The organism is Alteromonas sp. PRIM-21 (assembly GCF_027563165.1).
Classification (GTDB): Bacteria; Pseudomonadota; Gammaproteobacteria; order Enterobacterales; family Alteromonadaceae; genus Alteromonas; species Alteromonas macleodii_A.
Genome location: NZ_JADOEK010000003.1, coordinates 62,519 through 83,326 on the forward strand (window position 1 = coordinate 62,519; position 20,808 = coordinate 83,326).

General features: G+C 43.8%; 18 protein-coding genes and 1 tRNA gene. 12 read left to right on the forward strand and 7 right to left on the reverse strand.

Annotated features, from left to right (window positions below):
• Positions 1-255 precede the first annotated feature (255 nt).
• The 8 genes from IW644_RS19985 (at position 256) to IW644_RS06950 (ending at position 13,273) form a co-directional block, all read left to right on the forward strand.
• Complete coding sequence (locus tag IW644_RS19985; protein WP_333473843.1) at positions 256-3,096, forward strand: DNA translocase FtsK; 2,841 nt, start codon at positions 256-258, stop codon at positions 3,094-3,096.
• Between the two features lie 16 nt (positions 3,097-3,112).
• Positions 3,113-3,910: an outer membrane lipoprotein chaperone LolA gene (gene lolA, locus IW644_RS06920; RefSeq protein WP_269917000.1), complete on the forward strand. Its 798-nt coding sequence runs from the start codon at positions 3,113-3,115 to the stop codon at positions 3,908-3,910.
• Positions 3,897-5,204, forward strand: coding sequence for a replication-associated recombination protein A (locus IW644_RS06925; RefSeq protein WP_269917001.1), 1,308 nt, complete (start codon positions 3,897-3,899; stop codon positions 5,202-5,204). The genes lolA and IW644_RS06925 overlap by 14 nt, the downstream gene beginning before the upstream one ends.
• Before the next feature lie 75 nt (positions 5,205-5,279).
• Complete coding sequence (gene crcB / locus IW644_RS06930) at positions 5,280-5,663, forward strand: fluoride efflux transporter CrcB (RefSeq protein ID WP_136781676.1); 384 nt, start codon at positions 5,280-5,282, stop codon at positions 5,661-5,663.
• Positions 5,664-5,673: 10 nt separating this feature from the next.
• A complete protein-coding gene (gene serS, locus IW644_RS06935) occupies positions 5,674-6,975 on the forward strand; it encodes a serine--tRNA ligase (protein WP_269917002.1) in 1,302 nt (433 codons plus the stop codon).
• Positions 6,976-7,471: 496 nt separating this feature from the next.
• Positions 7,472-10,405, forward strand: coding sequence for a TonB-dependent receptor domain-containing protein (locus IW644_RS06940; protein WP_269917143.1), 2,934 nt, complete (start codon positions 7,472-7,474; stop codon positions 10,403-10,405).
• Positions 10,406-10,469: 64 nt separating this feature from the next.
• Entirely contained in the window at positions 10,470-12,434 is a 1,965-nt protein-coding gene (locus tag IW644_RS06945) for an alpha/beta hydrolase family protein (protein WP_269917003.1), read from the forward strand.
• A gap of 134 nt (positions 12,435-12,568) precedes the next feature.
• Positions 12,569-13,273, forward strand: coding sequence for an SOS response-associated peptidase family protein (locus IW644_RS06950; RefSeq protein ID WP_269917004.1), 705 nt, complete (start codon positions 12,569-12,571; stop codon positions 13,271-13,273).
• A gap of 87 nt (positions 13,274-13,360) precedes the next feature.
• Here the strand turns inward: IW644_RS06950 and IW644_RS06955 are convergent, their stop codons facing one another.
• Positions 13,361-13,798: a host attachment protein gene (locus IW644_RS06955; RefSeq protein WP_269917005.1), complete on the reverse strand. Its 438-nt coding sequence runs from the start codon at positions 13,796-13,798 to the stop codon at positions 13,361-13,363.
• A 370-nt stretch (positions 13,799-14,168) separates the two neighbouring features.
• Between IW644_RS06955 and IW644_RS06960 the strand changes: the two genes are divergently transcribed.
• The gene (locus IW644_RS06960; RefSeq protein ID WP_269917006.1) at positions 14,169-14,945 is read left to right on the forward strand and encodes a hypothetical protein; all 777 of its coding nucleotides are present in this window, start codon (positions 14,169-14,171) and stop codon (positions 14,943-14,945) included.
• A 44-nt stretch (positions 14,946-14,989) separates the two neighbouring features.
• Here IW644_RS06960 and IW644_RS06965 read toward each other — a convergent pair whose 3' ends face one another.
• From IW644_RS06965 to IW644_RS06985, 5 genes are read right to left on the reverse strand one after another with little or no spacing between them, the layout of a single operon-like run.
• On the reverse strand, positions 14,990-15,337 hold the full coding sequence (locus IW644_RS06965) for a TusE/DsrC/DsvC family sulfur relay protein (RefSeq protein ID WP_269917007.1): 348 nt from the start codon (positions 15,335-15,337) through the stop codon (positions 14,990-14,992).
• The gene (locus IW644_RS06970) at positions 15,337-15,645 is read right to left on the reverse strand and encodes a DsrH/TusB family sulfur metabolism protein (RefSeq protein ID WP_269917008.1); all 309 of its coding nucleotides are present in this window, start codon (positions 15,643-15,645) and stop codon (positions 15,337-15,339) included. The genes IW644_RS06965 and IW644_RS06970 overlap by 1 nt, the downstream gene beginning before the upstream one ends.
• Positions 15,645-16,013, reverse strand: coding sequence for a DsrE family protein (locus IW644_RS06975; RefSeq protein ID WP_269917009.1), 369 nt, complete (start codon positions 16,011-16,013; stop codon positions 15,645-15,647). The genes IW644_RS06970 and IW644_RS06975 overlap by 1 nt, the downstream gene beginning before the upstream one ends.
• The gene (gene tusD / locus IW644_RS06980; protein ID WP_269917010.1) at positions 16,013-16,402 is read right to left on the reverse strand and encodes a sulfurtransferase complex subunit TusD; all 390 of its coding nucleotides are present in this window, start codon (positions 16,400-16,402) and stop codon (positions 16,013-16,015) included. Before tusD ends, IW644_RS06975 begins: the two co-directional genes overlap by 1 nt.
• Positions 16,403-16,457: 55 nt before the next feature.
• Positions 16,458-17,123: a Bax inhibitor-1/YccA family protein gene (locus tag IW644_RS06985; RefSeq protein WP_014949619.1), complete on the reverse strand. Its 666-nt coding sequence runs from the start codon at positions 17,121-17,123 to the stop codon at positions 16,458-16,460.
• A 239-nt stretch (positions 17,124-17,362) separates the two neighbouring features.
• Between IW644_RS06985 and IW644_RS06990 the strand changes: the two genes are divergently transcribed.
• Together IW644_RS06990 and IW644_RS06995 are read left to right on the forward strand one after the other, a co-directional pair.
• Positions 17,363-17,454, forward strand: a tRNA-Ser gene (locus IW644_RS06990).
• A 143-nt stretch (positions 17,455-17,597) separates the two neighbouring features.
• Positions 17,598-19,064: a DUF3360 family protein gene (locus IW644_RS06995; protein ID WP_269917011.1), complete on the forward strand. Its 1,467-nt coding sequence runs from the start codon at positions 17,598-17,600 to the stop codon at positions 19,062-19,064.
• Positions 19,065-19,221: 157 nt separating this feature from the next.
• On the opposite strand, the gene IW644_RS07000 is transcribed toward IW644_RS06995, so the two are convergent.
• Positions 19,222-20,127, reverse strand: a complete 906-nt coding sequence (locus IW644_RS07000; RefSeq protein WP_269917012.1) for a LysR family transcriptional regulator — start codon at positions 20,125-20,127, stop codon at positions 19,222-19,224.
• A gap of 194 nt (positions 20,128-20,321) precedes the next feature.
• Between IW644_RS07000 and IW644_RS07005 the strand changes: the two genes are divergently transcribed.
• Positions 20,322-20,771, forward strand: a complete 450-nt coding sequence (locus IW644_RS07005; protein ID WP_269917013.1) for a DoxX family protein — start codon at positions 20,322-20,324, stop codon at positions 20,769-20,771.
• Positions 20,772-20,808: the final 37 nt, after the last annotated feature.

The window sequence follows — 20,808 nt, forward strand, 5'->3', positions numbered from 1 at the left end:
GGCTGTGCAAAAATACAGTGTTTGTGTGCAACGAAAGGATTGTTGCGGTTCACATACAATAGGGTAGGGGAGCATACCGATAGTTTTATCATTAGGTTCAGCTACTTACCAAATTACTCAAATAATAATTATGTAGGGATTGCAAAGAGTTCGCTAAGCTCTTTGTAGCGTTTAGCGCAAAGATAGTACGTATAGACTAAGACTATTAGTCGTTATAAAACTACATGCGATAGAAATTGAAGGTTCTTTAGGGTTATGGCGCGATTAACAGGGGTTCAGCGAGTGTGGGAAGCAGGTATGATTATCGCCTGTGTTTTCGCCTTTTTCTTATTGCTGGCACTAGTATCTTTTCATCCAGGTGATCCAGGTTGGAGTCAGGCTGGTTTACAATTAGACATTCACAATTGGGTTGGCGCAACTGGGGCATGGGTTGCAGACTTATTGCTATTTTCGTTTGGTTTTCTCGCTTATTTGCTCCCATTTGGCTCTGCATTTTTAGGGTGGTTCCTTTTTCAGCACATTAAAGAATTGGACGAATTCGACTATCTCACCATTGGGTTGAGAATTATCGGTGGGTTATTAATGGCCCTTGGCGCAACGGGCATCGCCAGTATCAATTTTGATGATATATACAACTTTTCAGCAGGCGGCTTTGTTGGTGATGTGATTAGTTCAGCGCTAATACCGTACTTTAATACTGCTGGTACTATCCTATTGCTGCTTTGCTTTTTCTGTACGGGCTTTACGCTATTAACAGGTATTAGCTGGCTTACTATTATCGACAGGTTGGGAGAAGGAACGCTGTGGTTGGGGCGTAAAACCCTGTCTGCACCACAAAGTTTATTGGCACTTGAAATGCCACGTCTGGCGTTGGCCAATAAATCGTCAAATCAAGAAAGCACCGATACTTCCGAGCTGGATATTACCAGTATGCGAGCAGAACCCTTAGCTTCTTCGGCACAAGCTCAGGAACAGCCACAGCAACCGCAAACGCCTACGCAGAGAGCTACTCCGACTCGCAATGAACCCTCTTTCGGTATTGATGAGCTTAATAATGAGCCACCGTTTTATACTCATGATGGCGGCGATAACGCGCAAGCTGAAGGTAAGTCGACACAAGATAGCGAAAACTTACGAAGCGATGAAGCGCTTTCAAGCGCTGGCGAAAGTGAACCTGAGACGAAGAAGTCAGCATTTTCGCTATCAGGTATGCGTAATGCGGTAACGGGTAGCTTTAAGGATAAATCCGGCTTAGGTAAATCTAACCAAGATGAGCTAGTGTCGTCAGAAAGTGAAAATACTCGAAGTGAGCCTCAGGTTCAGCAAAGCCCACATATTAACTTTGACGAGCTAGAAGAGTTTGACGAAGACTTGCCTTATGAAACGGGAAGTAAGCCTGCGTCTTCCGTAAATGTTAGCGAAACACCTGCGCCAGCAGCACAGGCACAAACGCCTCAATCACAAACGGCGCATTCACAAACGCCGCATTCACAAACAGAACAGGGACAAACAGCGAGCCAAGAAAGCAATCAAGCATTCGCGCCTGCAGCACTTGGTGCTAAGCCTGTTAAAGCGAAATCGAATGAGGTTGACCCTGATTTGCCACCTATGCCGTCGTTTGATTTGCTAGAACGTGCAGACAAACATGAGAACCCGTTAACACCAGAAGAGATTGAAGGCATTTCTCGCTTGGTGGAAGAAAAGCTTGCTGATTTTAATATTGAAGCCACTGTAGTGGGTGTGTACCCAGGGCCTGTAATTACGCGCTTTGAGCTAGACCTAGCGCCTGGCGTTAAAGTGAGTAAAATTACAGGGTTATCAAAAGATTTAGCCCGTGCAATGTCAGCTATTTCAGTTCGTGTAGTAGAGGTTATTCCAGGTAAGTCGGTTATTGGGTTAGAACTCCCCAATAAAAAACGCGAAATGGTGCGTTTAAGCGAAGTTATCAGTTGCGATACCTTCCAGTCTAATAAATCACCTTTAACCATGGTACTGGGTGCAGATATCTCTGGTCAGCCAGTAGTGGTTGATTTAGCTAAAATGCCTCACCTTTTAGTTGCTGGTACTACAGGTTCAGGTAAATCTGTGGGTGTAAACGTAATGATCTTGAGTTTGCTTTATAAAAGCACGCCTGAAGACGTTCGCATGATCATGATAGACCCTAAAATGCTTGAGCTTTCGGTGTATGAAGGTATACCGCACTTGCTTTCTGAGGTTGTGACCGACATGAAAGAGGCCGCCAATGCACTTCGTTGGTGTGTAGGTGAAATGGAACGCCGTTATCGCTTAATGAGCGCCCTTGGTGTGCGTAACCTCAAAGGTTATAACGCTAAGGTAGAAGAAGCCATTGCTAACGGCACACCAATTAAAGATCCGCTTTGGAAGAATGAAGAAAGTATGGATGCAGAAGCACCAGACTTAGCAAAACTTCCAGCTATTGTTGTGGTAGTGGACGAATTTGCCGACATGATGATGATTGTAGGCAAAAAAGTTGAAGAGCTTATTGCGCGTATTGCCCAAAAAGCCCGTGCGGCAGGCATTCACCTTATTCTTGCTACACAGCGTCCATCGGTAGACGTTATCACCGGTTTGATTAAAGCGAACATCCCAACCCGTTGTGCATTCCAGGTATCAAGCAAAATAGACTCAAGAACTATACTCGACCAACAAGGCGCAGAAACCTTACTAGGTATGGGGGATATGCTTTATCTTCCACCGGGAAGCCCAGTACCTACCCGTGTTCACGGAGCGTTTGTAGACGATCATGAAGTACACGCGGTAGTGGCCGACTGGCAGAAGCGCGGCGAGCCAGAGTACATTGATGAGATCCTTAACGGCGAAGCAACCGCAGAAGTATTATTGCCAGGTGAGCAGCCCGAGGGCGAAGACCAAGAATTCGATGCATTCTACGATGAGGCCGTTGCGTTTGTTACCGAAACTCGTCGTGCCAGTGTCTCAAGCGTGCAGCGTAAATTTAGAATTGGTTACAACCGTGCAGCGCGCTTAGTTGAACAAATGGAAATGAGTGGTGTCGTAAGTGCACAGGGGCATAACGGAAACCGTGAGGTGCTTGCACCGCCGCCCCACAAAGAATAACGAATGGATTGAATAAATGAATAAAGCAGTTTCGGTTTATTTTATTAGTGCGTTTTCTATAAGCGCATTCTCTATAAGCGCGCTATCCGTAGCGGGTGTAGCAGAGGCCTCTGCAAATGCTTCAGTAGAGCTTAACGCCACTAACATTCAGAGTGCGTACAACGATAGCGCTGACACAGTTGCTACTGCTACTTCAGTTAGCGAAAGTGATGCTGTCAGTTCATCGCTTCAAGCTTTATTAAGTGACATGAAACAGTTTCGTGCAGGCTTCGACCAAACAGTGGTGGACGCGCAGCAAAATATTGTGCACGAGGCCCAGGGTACCTTAACTATGACCCGCCCAAATAAGTTACGTTGGGAAACCACGTTTCCTGATGAAACTTTGCTGGTAGCCGATGGTGAAGCGGTGTGGAATGTAGATACCTTCGTAGAACAAGTAACGGTAATATCCCAGTCGAATGCAATAAAAGACAACCCTATTGTTTTGCTTACTTCTACGGATGAAGCAACGTGGTCGAAATTTTCTATTAGCCAAATGAGCAGTGGAGTATCTGCTAACAACACGGCGAGTGACATCAACAATGTCCGTGCCTTGCAAAGTTATCAAATCACACCGAAGGATGAAGGCGGTCAAATTGTCACGCTTACGTTAACGTTCAATCAAGATGATGAACTTGCTTCGCTTAACATGCTTGATGCGCAACAGCAAACAAGCACGCTAGTGTTCAATAATATTGAAACACGCTTTCCAGTACCCGCCGACACCTTCTCAGTTGATATTCCAGATAGCTTCATAGTTGATGACCAGCGTTAATCAAGAATTTGCGCCCCTAGCGGCGCGCATGCGCCCAGTTACCATAGACGAGTACAGCGGACAGGAACATTTACTTGGCGAGGGCAAACCGCTTCGTAAAATGTTAGAGGCGGGCCACTGCCACTCTATGATCTTGTGGGGGCCGCCCGGAACGGGCAAAACCACCCTCGCTGAACTTATCGCACAGTACACTAATGCGTCTGTTTTGCGGATCTCAGCCGTTACTTCTGGGGTTAAAGATATCAGAGCCGCTATGGACACAGCTGAAGAGAACGCCCGCTATAATCAGCGAACGCTGCTTTTTGTAGATGAAGTTCACAGGTTCAACAAAAGCCAGCAAGATGCGTTTTTGCCATTTGTTGAATCTGGTGTGGTTACCTTTATTGGCGCAACGACAGAAAACCCGTCGTTTGAATTAAACAAAGCACTGTTATCTCGAGTTCGCGTTTACGTACTAAAAACACTTGAACAACACGCGCTGTCTGAATTAGTTGATAGAGCACTGAGTGACAGTGAAAAAGGTCTGGGCGACAGAGCCCTTGGTATTGAAGACATAGCAAGAAACGCGCTTATCGATTTAAGCGGTGGCGACGCCCGGCGCCTTCTTACCTATTTAGAGCTGGCTGCAGACTTCACAAGTGCTAACGATATAACCGTTAGCGATGTTGAGCATGCGGTAGGCGAGAAAGTCGCCAGCTACGACAACAAGGGCGATACCTTCTACGATTTGATTTCAGCCTTTCATAAATCAGTGAGGGGGTCAGATCCTGACGCAGCTCTTTACTGGTATGCAAGAATTTTGGATGGCGGCGGTGATGCACTTTACGTGGGGAGGCGATTACTGGCTATCGCGTCTGAAGATATTGGTAACGCCGACCCCAGGGCTATGCAGCTATGCATAAACGCATGGGATACATTTCATCGAGTAGGACCTGCAGAGGGCGAGCGTGCCATTGCGCAAGCCGCCGTTTACTGTGCCTTAGCTGCAAAAAGTAATGCGGTTTACATGGCGTTTAATGAAGCAAAATCGTTAGCGCGAAAGACCTCTGATGCACCGGTACCTATGCATTTACGCAATGCGCCTACGTCGCTTATGAAAGAACTGGGTCACGGAGACGGTTATCGCTATGCACACAACGAACCGAATGCCTTCGCAGCTGGCGAAACATACTTACCAGATAGCCTTGCCGGAACTCGCTTGTACAATCCTAACGAGCGCGGTTTAGAAAAAGCGCTTAAAGCCAAACGGGAATTTCTCGACTCTCTTAATGCGAGAAGCAATAATAAAGGGTAAAGTTGTACACATGCACCTCCACTAATTCAAAGACTATGGATTAGTTCATAATAAGAACGGGCTAGGGAGTTTTACGTGCCTCAAGGGTTAGCTTTGTATTGTTTTATTGCCGCAGGCGGGGCGACTGGCGCCTGTTTACGCTATTTTGTTACCACAAGCGTTGATTCCTTATTTGGAAAACACATGCCGTTTGGTACACTAACGGTGAATGTGGTTGGGTCGTTTGCACTCGCATTACTGTACGGTATTATTGAACGTCACGATTTAAGCGACTCTCCTTACCGTGCTCTCATCGGTGTAGGCCTATTAGGTGCCTTTACTACATTCTCAACATTTTCTGTTGAAACCTTAACTTTATTAGAAAACGGGTTGTGGCTTAAAGCCGCAGCGAATGTATTTCTTAACGTTGGCGCTTGCTTAGTAGCAGGTTGGCTAGCCATTCAATTGATGAAAGGATAATTAGAAACACATGTTAGATCCAAAGTGTTTGCGAAGCGATATAGAACAAACAGCTAAGCGATTAGCTGCCCGTGGTTTTAACCTCGATGTAGCAGCTTTCAGTTCGCTTGAAGAAAAAAGAAAAACACTTCAGTCCAGAACACAGGATCTGCAAAACGAGCGTAACGTACGAAGTAAATCCATCGGTAAAGCTAAGGCGCAGGGCGAAGATATTGCACCGCTTTTAGCTGAAGTTGGTAAATTGGGTGATGAGCTTGACGCCGCTAAAGCAGAACTTAGCGAACTGCTGGAAGAAATAAACACCCTTACGCAAGGTATTCCTAACTTGCCGCATGAGTCTGTACCAGAAGGTAAGGATGAAGACGACAACGTGGAAATTTCTCGTTGGGGTGAGCCACGCGAATTTGATTTTGAAGTAAAAGATCACGTAGATGTTGCCGAAGGCTTAAACAACGGTCTTGATTTCGCAACGGCAAGTAAGCTTACGGGAAGTCGCTTTGTAGTGATGCGTGGAGATATAGCTCGCTTAAATCGTGCTATTGCTCAGTTTATGCTTGATACTCATACTCAAGAACATGGCTATCAAGAAATGTACGTGCCTTACTTAGTTAACGCTGATAGCTTATACGGCACCGGTCAGTTGCCTAAGTTTGGTGAGGATTTATTCCATACTAAGCCAGCAACCGAAGAGGGTCAGGGGCTGAGCCTTATCCCAACGGCAGAAGTACCGCTAACTAATATTGCGCGCGATGAGATCTTAGACGCGAAAACACTGCCTGTGAAAATGACAGCACATACACCGTGCTTCCGTTCAGAAGCCGGGTCTTACGGTCGTGATACCCGTGGCTTAATTCGTCAGCATCAGTTCGACAAGGTAGAACTGGTACAGCTAGTTAAGCCAGAAGATAGCTTCGACGCGCTAGAAGCACTTACTGGCCATGCGGAAGTTATTCTGCAAAAGCTAGAGCTACCATACCGCAAAGTGTTGCTATGTACGGGTGACATGGGCTTTGGTGCATGTAAGACCTACGACCTTGAAGTATGGCTACCTGCACAAAATACTTACCGTGAAATTTCATCATGTTCTAACATGCTGGACTTCCAAGCACGACGTATGCAGGCTCGATTCCGTAACCCTGAAACGAATAAAACTGAACTGCTTCATACATTGAACGGCTCTGGTTTGGCGGTAGGGCGTACGCTTGTAGCTATTCTGGAGAATAACCAGCAAGCAGACGGTAGCGTAACCATTCCAAAGGCGCTCGTGCCTTACATGGCAGGCCAGGAAGTGATTAAGGCGACATCTGCATAGACAGTACCTGTGAATAGAGCACCCACGGCAATTTAAGCCAACTCTATTACTGTTAAATATCAAAAATCCGGTACCGCAAGTAGGTATCGGATTTTTTCTCTCTCTTATTAATACCGAACATCTAATCTATTATTAAGCATGCTTGTATATTATTTGCACTAATATTTAGTGCGTAAAATTTCTAATATAAACAGCAGCTTATTCATCTTAAAATTCATCGATAAAAGTTGTTTCAAAATGTTAATGGATGAGATTTTTAGTGGAAAATTACCTATATTTCAAACGCTAAAGTCATAATTGACACTTGCAGTTATATCTTATACTTTTGGCTAATGTTGCGCTTGACGTAACAAAACTGAAATGTAGATGCACCTTAATCACAATAATGAAAATAGGTCGTATTTACATTAAATTAAAAAAAGAAAGCTTCATGGATAAATGGACTTACCTTTCGGTAGCTCTGTTTGTTCAGAAAGCCGAATTCCAGGGAACAAAAATGGAAAACCGAAACACACTAAACCGATTATCTCAAGGGATAATCGTCGCGCTTGGTCTTGGGGGAGCTTCATTCGTAGCTGCTCAAGAAGAGGCTGATAAGAGTGCTGAATCTGTAGAACAGATTTCAGTAGTGGGCTCTCGTATCCGCACAGACTCTTTTGCTAATGATACTCCTATCGACATCATTTCTGTTGCAGATGCAGAAGGTGAAGGTCTTAAGACCTTGGGTGAACTACTTCGTACAAGTACTGCGGCAGCTGGTTCAAGCCAGATTACTGCAGCCCTTACGGTTGGTTACGTAACTGATGGCGGTACCGGTGCAGAAACTGTCGGTCTTCGTGGCCTAGGTGCAAACCGTACACTTATTCTATTAAATGGCCGTCGTGCAGGACCTGCGGGTACACGTGGTGCAGTTTCTTCGTTCGATTTGAACAGTCTGCCACTTTCAGCTATCGAGCGTGTTGAAATCCTTAAAGACGGTGCATCTGCGCTTTATGGTTCAGACGCAGTAGCCGGTGTAATTAACATTATCACCAAAAAAGGCGACGAGAAGACGGTAAACGTTGATATCAGCCAACCAATGGAATCGGGCGGTGAAGACCGCCGTATTAATATCTCTTTTGGTGAAGAGTACGCAGAAGGTTCATTCCGTGTAACTGCTGACTACCGTAAGGTATCTATGCTACGTCGTGGTGACCGCGACTATTTCAACTGTACTGAACGTCTACAGTTTGCTGAGGACGGTTCACGTACCGATCCTATCGACCCTCGAACAGGGGAATACCACTGTGCCGAAACTGGTTACGGTTTGTGGTTGTACGGTGATGTATCATCAGCATACGGTGGTAGCTTACAAGCCGCGTATGACTACGATAACTTTTTTGCAAACAATGGTTTTGAAAGCATTAACGACGCAAACGTTGGCTTTACTACGCCAGAAGGCTGGTATCCCGTATCGTATAACGACGACTATGCCAGTGAAGGTTGGTGGGATCAGAACCACCCATTCTTAAACTCACAAACTGTTGTGCCAGAAACACAAAATGCGTCTATTTATGCGACCGGTGAATATAATCTTACTGACGATGTTATGATTTACGGTGAGTTCATTCACAGCCGTCGTACAACAAAAACTGATGACTATCGTCAGTTTTGGACTGCTGATGTGGGCACTCTATCTACTGATGTATTGGACGGTTTTGATGGGGCAGGTTCAGTTTTCCCTGTTGCCCTAACGGATCACTTCAGCTCAGAAATTCAAGTTGACTATACCCGTGGTGTAGTTGGTGCAACTGGCGATATCGGCTTCTGGACTTGGGATTTATCTTACCAGTACAGCTACAATGACGGTAAATACGAGCAAGATATCATCTACTACGATGCTATGTTGATGGCGCAGGTCAATGCGGCTAACGGCGAAAGCTGTTCTGGTGAAGTGACAGAGTTTAGTGGCAATACTTGTGTAGACATCCCTTGGACTAACCCAGAATTCCTGTACGGTAACAGAACTCCAGCACAAGAGTCGTTTTTATTTGGTCGTGATTACGGGCAAACAACTTACGACCAGCAAACCCTTGAAGGTTACGTAACTGGTGATTTGTTCACTTTACCAGCCGGTGAAGTAGGTGCTGCATTTGGTTTCCAAATCCAAAAAGATGAAATCGAAGATACGCCTGGAGAAAATACTCTTAACGGCAACTCTTGGGGTTTATCTGGCGCAGGTATCACTGCAGGTGACCAGTTGACTAAAGCAATCTACGCGGAAGTTAAAGTTCCACTTCTAGAAGATGTAACAGGCTTCGAAAGACTTGATCTAACTGCCTCTGGTCGTTGGAACGATGTTGATACTTACGGTTCAGACACAACGTTTAAATTAGGCTTGAACTGGTCAATCATCGATGGTGTGAGCGTTCGTGCAAGCCGTGGTACGTCTTTCCGTGCTCCGGCACTATACGAGCTATACCTTGCAGAGCAGACTGGTTTCGCTGGTCAGCTAGCTATCGACCCTTGTCTTGACTACGTTAATCAGTTTAACGCGGGTGCAATTTCAGACACCGTATTAGCAAACTGTCAAGCTGAAGGTATCCCTGCTGATTACGAGCAAGGCGGAAGTTCAGCGTTGCTTGTTACAAGCGGCGGTGTAGGTCGTCTTGAAGCAGAAACTTCGGTTGCTGAAGGTATTGGCCTTGTGCTTACCAGCCCTGAAGATACGTACGCTTTCTCAATTGACTATTTCAATATTGAAATTTCAAACGAGATTGACAACTTAGGTGGTGCAGACATCGTAAACCGTTGTTATAACTCTATCGATTTTGCTAACGAGCCGCTATGTGATTTGTTCACACGTAGAGACGGTTCAGACGCAAACGATTTTGGTATCGACCAAGTTAACGGTGGTTACGTAAACATTTCATACCAACGTGTACGTGGTGTTGACTACAACTTCACTTATGATGAGGAATTCGATTGGGGTAATGTTCGTTTCCGCGTAGAACACACTATGCAGATTGAAAAGTTCGGCCTATTGTTTGAAGATTCTCCGTATAACAACGAAGTTGGCGAAAACGGTGTTCCTAAGCATGTGGGTGTAGCTCGACTAACCTATGGCAAAGATGACTGGAGCGTTACGTGGACTGCTAGCTACTTCGACTCTACTAACGATTACGAGTACTACAGTAGCGAAACAAATACCACTACGCTAAATGGCGAAACAGTGACGTTTATCGATGAAACGAAATGGACGACATATCACGCATTGTCGGGTTCATTTGTTTACGAAGACTTCGATTTTACTGTGGGTGTAGCAAACATGTTTGACAAAGAACCACCTCGTTTATCTAGAAGTGGTTTTGAGTTAGGTAACTCTGCTTTATTCTCTCAGTACGACTTTATCGGTCGAAGAGTATTTGCTAACGTAAAATACAACTTTTAATCGAATGCTTTGATTTTGAAGCCCTCGTATAACGGGGGCTTTTTTACATGGAGATAATAAATAAATGAAAGCGCGTTTGAAACTACTGAAAACGGTCATGCTGGGAAGCCTTGCTTTTGCTTTTTCTGCGAATGCTGATGTAAAAACGCCAGTTTTAGAGAGCTTTGCAAAGCATTCTCAATATTTGGATATAAAGATTTCCCCTGATGGAAAATACCTTGCTTCTACTTCGAGAGATGATGATGGCACTATTTTCCTTACCGTACTTGATATCGAGAAACAAAAAATTGAATCGGTTACGCGAGGTCGGGGTAAAGAATCAGTAGGTACCTTTAACTGGCTGAATGATGAGCGATTATTGTTAAGCATGAAGCGCGAATTGGGCTCTCTAGAGGAACCTGTTCCTACAGGTGAGTTGATAGCAATGAATGCAGATGGTAGTGATAACGTAATACTTACTGGCTACCGTTCTAAAAGTGGTGATACCCGATATTCTCAGGTTGTTGACTTTTTGCCTGACGATCCAGACGCTATTGTGGTTTTCAGTGTCCAAGGGTCAACAAAAGAACCCTTTTTAGACCTTTATAAAATGAAGGTTAGCAATGGAAGAAAAGCGTCGTTGGGCAGAATGCCAATGCGTATGTATAAATCCACAGGAGATAGCTTACAAATCATAACCAACAGCAACGGAGAAGCTTTGGCAATGACGAGCTCAGATCCTAACGAAGATAATCAAGTAACGCTAATGGTACGAAGTTCAGAGGATGATGACTGGCGAGTGGCATTTGAGGCGGAATCCTTTGGTTCATTTTTCCGTCCATTAGTATTTTTGGCCGATGATAAAACGCTAGTGGGGCTCAGTACAATTGAAACTGATACAACTGCTGTTGCAACCTATAACATCGATACTAAAACCCATACGGTTTTAGCGGCCCATGATAAAGTTGATGTATTACCTATCTTGCATGAAGTCAGAGGGCAAGTGCAAGAAGTCATAGGTGCAGAGTTTGAATACAAAGATTTAAACGCTACTTATTTTAGCGACGTTAGAAACGCTGATGAACAACGAATTTTAGCTAGTTTGCGCCAAGCCTTTAAAGGTAGTGTAGTGTCTATTACATCTTCGACGTATGACGGCTCGAAGATGGTTGTTGCCGTTGGCGGAATTAATCAACCCAAAGCTTACTATTTGTTTAATAAAAATAAGAAACAGTTAGCAAAACTAACTGATTCGCGACCGTGGTTAAACGATTTCGATATGCCTATATCCAAAATTGTTACCTATAAAGCAAGAGATGGTCAGGAAATATCAGGTATTCTTACATTACCTGTCGGTAAATCAAAAAACCTACCTTTAATAATGCATCCACACGGTGGTCCTCACGGTTTAAAAGATACACTTACTGAAATGAGAAGCGATGCTAAAGTGTTGGCGGCTCACGGTTATGCTGTATTCCAACCTAATTTCAGAGGTTCAGGAGGCTATGGCTTAGAATTTCTGAAAGCAGGTTTCAAATCTTGGGGAACACTAATGATTGACGATATGACCGACGGCGTTAATTATCTAATTGAGCAAGGCATTGTTGATCAAAATAGAATGTGTGTTTATGGTGCTTCTTATGGTGGTTATGCAGCGCTGCAGAGTGTTATTAGAGAGCCTGACTTATATAAGTGTACTGTAGGTTTTGTAGGAGTATATGACCTAGCACTGATGAAATCTGCAGGCGACGTCCCAGAGTCTCAATCTGGTATAAACTACTTAAATCGCGTACTGCCCGATGATGATAGCCAGTCTCCAGTTAAAAACGTTGATAAAATTAAGGTACCTGTATTCATTATTCAAGGCGAGGAAGATGTTCGTGTACCAAAAGAGCATGCTTTTGCCCTACGCGATGAGTTAGAAAAGCAAAATAAACCGTACGAGTGGATGATGAAGTCTGGCGAAGCTCACGGTTTTTATAAAGAAGAAAACAACGTTGAGCGTTGGACTGAGATGATTGAGTTTTTTGATAAATACACTGCTCAATAAATAGTATTTAAAGTTTGTTCTTTATTTAAAAAGGAGATGGTGAATGCCATTTCCTTTTTTTGTTAGCTAAGTTATCTTTGCGATATGTTCTATCAATAATCTAACTTTCAAAGCCATCTTAGCAAAGAGGCACCATGTGCGGTTTCATACAACGTATTACTGACTCACCAGACGTTATAGCGCTACTTGAAGAAGTCGGGCTTACACAAACCATACCGATCTTTGTCAACGAATCTTCCAAAAGCAATGTCATTAACTTTTATCCCGCATTTGGAAAAGCAGCCGAACGGCAAATAACCAACGTAATTGTGTCTGATGATAGCACCATAGATGCTACATGGTGGTTTGATGCTAAGCCCGTTGAAAACACGTTAGAGGTAGGCAACAGAACCACATTCAATGCCCGTAATTTAGAGAGCCCTTATTGGGGAAAGTTTATTCGAGAACGGCGGGCTATAGTCGTAGCGACGGCAGTAGGTGAGTCAAATCCGTCTGGAAAAGGGAAAGCACATTATTTAATGAAACCCACCAGCGGAGCATTGCTTATTGGCGCGGTATATCGGCGGTTTAGTAACGGTTTATTTTCCTGTGCAGTAGTGACGCGACCGCCAATAGATGGATTTAGTCAGTATCATGAAAAATCCATTCCCTGCTTTCTTCCTCACGATAGTCACGCGATTAATGCATGGCTAACCGCTGACAAACAAGGCTCATTGAATAATGAGGTAGAGTATATTCTGAATCATCCTCGTATTTATACCGACCTTGAAGTCACGCGAGTAAAAACGTTTAAAAGTGCCGAGGCAATTGGTGAAGTTAATATGTTAAAGGCTGACTAAAACTTTTAAATAAAACCGCACATACGGATAAAATGAAGGCGGCCTTAATCACAGCCGCCTCTAATCTTAGATTTACAGGAAAACGTTTTATTTAAGGTAGGAAAGTAAGGTTTCCTCGTCCGCGCCTAAAACATTCTTTTTCACTTCTTTATCGACAACGTCTGAACATTGAGATGACATTCCGTTTCGCAATTTACCAAGAAAACCCGGCCCGCTAATAATATCTATTGAGCCTAGCGCACCTCGTTTACGCTCTCCATCTAGCCAATCAGCAATGTCACTGGCAAATCGTTCATCTTCAAGTTCAGCGGCATCTTTTCGGTTCATGCTATCAACGCCCGGCACTTGTGAAGCGGGAGCCGATTGTCTACCGGGTTTATCCGTGTAAATATCTTGGTCACTCGCGCCGCTAAACTCATTGTGCCATTTCTTTACTTCAACGAGTGCACTTCCGTGGTTGGTATAGGTGTAAGCTGTGGCGTCGTCGTGGTTAGCCACAATTACGTAGTGTTTTTGAACTGTCATACAGCCTCCTATGTCCATTTATGTAAAACATTCACGTTTATGGTGTTCGGTAAAAGGCAAGTATGAAAAATGTGCCTGAAACCCTAGATAAAACGCTAATGTAAAAGAGGTGTTGCAATATCAACACCAAGGCTACAACAAATAATGGTAGGGCGGCTCTTCTGATAGTTACCTTAAATAGGGCTTCAATCCGTGCAAAGAGCTTGGTTGGAACAATAACCAGGAAGAACCAGGTTATGCTTAATCTATAAGGTTAATATAAATTATTGAATCGTAATGTATGTTATTAAACAATAATATTGATTAGTGGGAAGTTGCAGTCTACATTAACCATTATAAGAAATAGGATATAAGAAATAAGGACTTTTCAATGAATAAAATAACAATGTTAGCGGCGTTGGTACTCTTGCCCGCAATAGTGAATGCTACGACTATGATTGAATCTGGGCAGCCGAACTCCGTTAATAGCCTTGAAAAAACCTCAAATACTTCACCTGCAGAGGCACAATCTGAAACCTCAGCCACATGTTATGTTGTCTCTGAATATTACAATGGAACAAGGAGGCAAAAAGAAGTCAGGAACCAAATAGAAAGCAGTATTATAGAATATGTGAAGGGAAAGAACCTAAATCTCAATGACTTAGGTAAAGGTGAGGAATTGACTGGTCTAGAGATTGAAATCGATGGCCATTCAGTAGACCTTAATGTTTATCGTGACTTAAATGATAAGTCTAGCATTGCTATTGTTGGTGACGTTGAAAATAGCTTGGTTTTTAAACTTGGCCTTTTGTTGGAACGCTCTACAAATCATGAATATAAGTTAAATTCGGTAACACTAAGCTTAGAGAGAGGGGTGTCTAAAATTGATGGGATGACCCATGCGCTAGCATTTATGGATGGCGAAATAAATGAAACAACTAATACCATTGCTGACGACGAGCAGTGCCGAAGAGAACTTGCTAAAAACCATGCAAAAAACCAATATTGGGGGGCTTATATTGGCCCAGGTTTAGATTCTTCAAATATTTTAGAGCCCCTCTCTCCAGGAATATGCAAAAGAACAGTGAGTATGCGTACTTGCTATGCGAGTAAGGGCCAGAGTCCTTGTACAGAGACAGTGTACTCTTTTCCGGAGCGGTGCGATTGACAGAAAACAGAACTAAATTATGCCTGGCCTTTTCAGCAACGCCTTTACAAGCATTTCGCTGGTTTTGGTAATCCAGCCAGTTTGGTGGCTTGCTTAGCCGGGCCTTTTTTAAAAAGTCGCTGAAGGTAGCGGCTATTACCTTTTTCCGGTCCAAATTTATTGGCCATGGCTTTCACCAAAGCACGAATCGCTGGGCTGGTTTCGTATTCTTCATAGAATGCGCGTACGAATCGAACGACTTCCCAGTGGGCTTCGGTTAATTCAATGTTCTCTTCTTGCGCCAGCAACTCAACCATACCTTCTTCCCAAAGCGTGTAGTCGAGTAAATAGCCGGCTTTATCAGTAAGGATCTCTTGACCATTATAGGTAAAGCTAAAGGTTTCTTGTGTCATTAAAGTGTTACCCAATGCGTATTTTTTGCTGACAAAGCAGCAAACTCTCTGGAAGTGATAGACATAGCTTGCTCTGGCAATTTAGCACCTCTTGCCGATGCATCGCTATCGACAAATGCCAAATTAAGTGGTGATTCTTCTTTCAAGTGATTCGTTAATTCTTCAAAAAACAAACTTTCGATTGTAGGGGCGTAAACACCGTCGCCTATACAAACCACACAGACATCTACGCTTAATTGCTCTAAGGCTGCTATAAGAAACTGTTTGTCAGCAACGGAAATGGTTGGCGTTGAAATAGAAATAAGCATCAAAAGGTCACCACATGGTCAGCGCTTTGAATTAACGTAACTTTTTCAGATGAAGTTACCCAGTTGCATTCAAGCTCTTCAACTAAATCAGTGTTGGCGAGTACGTGTTCAACATCATAAGTTTCTGCGCTCGCTTTACACACATAACATTCTTCTATGTCGAAGAACGGCATGCTAGCCAAACGCTTAGTGTGATTTTTAAGCCCTTTGGTAGACGCCGCTTTAACCAGTTGCAGCACGCCTTCATTTTCGAACAGCACCTTAACCTCGTGCCCATAATTTGTTGCAGCAAGCGTAAAATCTAAACCGTCTTGGCTTTTCGCGTTGGAAAAAGGACTTTGGGTAAATCTAATAAGTAAATGCGCCATTAGAATTGTACCAACCTGTTGCAATCGTGAAGCGCGGTGAAGAATTCGCCCAAGCCTGCTTGCTCGAAAGGCGCGGTTAAATTAGCCTGAGACAGCCCATTTTCTTTCGCCTCTACCTCGCTAACAATACCTCGCTTAACGGCGGCGGTAATGCATACAAGTAATTTCACGTTGTGTTCAGACGCTAGAGTCTTCCAGCTATCAAGCACGAACAGCTCGTCGCCCGAATTTAGCATTAAGTTATTAGTGTGGTGTACACCTTCGCTATAAAAGAAAACGTTGTTTATTACATCACCATTATCGATTACACCTTGTGCAAAGGAGAGGGCGCGTAACGCTGTATCGCCTTGAAACGGCGATGATGTGATAAGTACTGAATATTCTGCCATACAAATAAAAACACCCCGGTTAAGGGGTGTTTCTCTTTAAACCTTTAACGCTGTTTTAATCGTCGCCACCAAACGCACCAAGAAGGTGAAGGATAGACGTGAACAAGTTGTATATGTTCAAGTATAGCGAAACTGTAGCGCGAATGTAGTTTGTTTCACCACCGTGGATGATACGGCTTGTATCAAACAAGATGAAACCAGACATAATAAACACAATCGCCGCACTAATTGCTAGGCTTACTGCAGGTACCGCGAAGAAGATGTTCGCAATAGCAGCTACAAGCACTACAACTAGACCTACTACCAAGAATCCGCCCATAAACGAGAAGTCTTTCTTAGTGGTAAGTGCGTAGCCAGAAAGCGCGAAGAACACTAGTGCTGTTGCACCCAATGCTTCCATGATTAGGCCGGGGCCTGCTACACCTAAATAGAAATTAAGCGTGTAACCAAGTGATGCACCCATTAAACCTGTGAATGCAAACACCCAGTAGATACCAGAAGCAGAGTCTGCTTTCTTCTGAACTACAAAAAGAGTAATAAACGCGCCGATAGTCATAACAAGAGACATCATAGGAGAAATGCCTACCGCCATTGCTATACCAGCACAAACCGCACTAAACGCCAGTGTCATCGCAAGCAGCATATAGGTGTTGCGTAGAACCTTGTTCGTCTGCAATACCGATGGTTGAGATGCACTTGAATACATCGAACGTTGATCCATTGTTTCCTCCAACAGGACTTATGATATGACCAAAATGGTACACAATTATTTAGTGTATGTTGTATGGGTTTTAGTTCCCATTTTCAAGTAGTTTCAGATGAAAATGGTGTCAGATGAATATAAAAACATCTCTTATACGTGCTAAACCGCTTATTTGATTGAAATCTCGGCACTTAGACAACTTTTTTAATTTTTCGCTTTACAGTCATAAAAATATCATTAAGATACGCAGCACTTCAGGAGAGTTGGCAGAGCCCGGTTTAATGCACCTGACTTGAAATCAGACGTGGGGTCAAACCCACCGGGGGTTCGAATCCCTCACTCTCCGCCATATTATGAAAAACCCGTACAATGTTGCGGGTTTTTTTATGCCCGTCTATCACGTTAAACTTTCGTATAAGACCACAGTCGCATTGTTACATTCCATTCACATGTTTAGGCTTGCGTTTTCTTCGCGCAATCTAAAGGTGTTATGTGTCACAGGAAAGCTCCTCTTACCAAAATCTTCACAAACCAAGTACTAGTTTTGAATCACGAGACGATTATTTAAACCACGAATTACAAATACTTTCTCCCAAACGTTGGCGGTTAAACCTGCCTGGTAAAGATTACCGCGTTGAGTGGGAAGACTTTGTGCCCGGTATGGCTGCAACCATAGGTAAAATCGTTATGGTTGCTGCGGTTGTTGGCGCATTTGCAGCGCCACTTGGGTTATCCCCTGAATTTGTTATTGAAAACGTACGCTTCGAGTTGCTTATCGCCGCCGTGTTGTTCGTTGTTTTGATTTCAGGTTTTCTTAACCCCTCTGCCAATTTAGCGGGAACCCACGGGCCGCTTTTGCCACTGGTGCCTCTTATCGTTGCTTCTGGTGGTCACCCAATGGCGCTCGGCCTGCTCATCGGTTTATTTGGTTTCATACTAGGGATAACAAAAGGCGGTAGCATACTGGCAAAGCTCACCAGTAACGGTGTATGCGGTGGGCTACTTTTATATTTAGGCTTTATAGGCATTACAGGTCAGGTTAAAAAGCTTTTTGCGTGGGCAGAGAGCTTTGATATGGCTTATTTAGCCTTTGTAGTGATTATTGCCACTATTCTTATGTACGCGTGGCTAGAGCATATTAAAAAGCGCTGGTTGGCCATTCCGCTTGGTGCGATGATGGCAGCAGCAATAGCTTTTGCCTTCGGTGCGCCGTTTGAGTTCACAACATCGCCGGGTATGCCTAATTTAAACCCTGCGTATTGGTGGGGTGAAGACACAGGCTGGAAGCTAGGTTTACCAGACTGGTCGCATTTCATTGCTGTGTTGCCTTTTGCTGTGCTCGCTGTGTCAATGTGGTCGCCAGACTTCTTGGGGCATCAGGTTTTTCAAAAGCTTAGCTACCCGAAAAAAAGTGAAAGGGCGCATATGAACATTGACGACACCATGATTGCAGCCTCAAGCCGTCAGGCGGTAGGAAGCTTATTGGGTGGTGGTAATATCTCATCTTCGTGGGGCACGTATATTATCCCTGCGTCTATTGCGCGTAGGCCTATACCTGGAGGTGCCTTAGTAACCGGCTTTCTATGTGTTGTTGCCGCACTTTGGGGTTATCCTATGGACCTAGCTATTTGGCCTCCAGTACTATGCGTTGCACTGATTGTTGGCGTGTTTCTTCCGTTAATGGAAGCGGGTATGCAAATGACACGGGAAGGTAAAACTACTCAGTCAGCTGCACTAGTTGTTATCTCATCTGTATTAGTTAACCCGGTATTTGGTTGGTCTTTTACTATGCTATTGGATAATTTGGGTTTAGTTGGGTGTAAAGACAGGGCAGGCGACTTAGGTAAAGCAGGGCGCTGGGTTATTCCTGGTATTACTTTCTTGGTGCTGTGTACGGTTATGGCGTTAATCGGTATGTTCCCTGGTGTACCAGCAATAATGGAAAGTTTTAGAATGTAGTGTTGTAAATATACGGCGTGGGAGCTTTCTTCCACGCCGTTTGAAGTCCTTTGTAACTCCCTCTTGCCTTTTCTCTTGTCTTTGTCCCTTGTGTGCGAGGTAACCTAATCCGAAGGATGCTTGTAGGGTTACGCGTACCAGTTTTTTAGTTTCAGCTCTATTCGTCCCAATGTGGGGTGTCGCCAAAGTAGCCTGACAGGAAGTCGATGAAAACCCTTAGTTTATTGGAAATAAGCTTTCTGTGCGGGTAAACAGCGTATAACGAAATTGCTTGCGGTATGAAGTCATTGAGTATAGCTACCAATTCACCGTTTTTGATCGCTTCACCTACGATGAATGTAGGTTGAAGTACGTAACCTTCCCCCTGTTTGGCAACATTGGCAAGTACTTCGCCGTTGTTAGATATTAGCTTTGGGGCTACCTTCTGTGCATTCGTTTTTAGCGCTGAAAAAAGTGCTGACTTATCGTTATCATAATTCACATAAGAATATTCAAGGTAGTGCTCAGGCCTCAAATCGTTGGGGTGTAGTGGTGTACCGTATTTTTTCAAATATGCAGGAGAAGCGCATAAAGCGAGTTTGACGGTTGTGATCTTCTTAGCCACCAGCGTTGAGTTGGCAAGGTGGCCTGCACGTATTGCTACATCAAATCCTTCATCTATCACATCAATTTTTCTGTCATTTAGCTGCAAATTTATCGACACGTTAGGGTGTGCTTGTTGAAACGCGCTGAGTGCGCCAGCTAAGTGCAGTGTTGAAAAGGTGACTGGAGCACTTACGTATAAAACTCCCTTTGCTTCTGTATTGAGCAATCCAAGCTGACTTTCCATATCGGTTACGCTTTCAAGAATATGGTTAGCATGCTGCAAGCATTGTTGTCCCGCCTCGGTTAGGTGGATTTTTCTTGTAGTACGATTGAATAAACGCGTATCAAGTTGTTTCTCCAATTCAGCAACATATTTGCTTACGAGTTGGTTTGACGTGTCTAGCTTTTCTGCAGCTTTTGTAAAACTGCCTTCATTCGCAACAACACAGAAGGTTTTCAGTAGCGATAATTTATCCATCGTTCAGCCTACCAATCTAATAAACAACATAGTGTTGGTAATCATTCAATATTAGAGCGCTTTATTCAATAGATGTTGGTAACTATTCTGTACGCATCAGGTTAGCGCAGTGCCAACGCTATTAAGACAAGCACTGCGTTCATCATTTTTCAGATATGACACTTTTAATCACAAAGACTTTGAGGAATAGACAAATGAACAAGCAATTTTTGAAAAACATTTTTACTTCTAACAACAGTATTTCTAGTTTGGTTTTACGTGTGCCTGTAGGCATTATTCTTACCGCACACGGCGCACAAAAGCTCTTTGCGTGGTTTGGTGGTTATGGATTAGAAGGCACAGGTCAGTGGATGGAAAGCATTGGTTTAGCGCCAGGCTTTTTAATGGCATTGCTGGCCGGTAGCGCTGAGTTTTTTGGTGGACTAGCACTTATTGTAGGTTTTCTAACACGCCCGGCCGCTTTGGTAAGTGCATTCACTATGGTGGTTGCAATTTTTAGCGTGCACGCAACCAACGGTTTGTTTATGTCCAACAATGGTTATGAGTTTGCGTTAGCATTGCTTGCAGCAACAACGGCTCTCGTTATTCAGGGAGGGGGTAAATTTTCTATCGACTCTCTGATCAGTGACAAACTTTATAAGTAAGGCGATCTACGCCCATTTTTTCTGAAGCCGGCTTTAA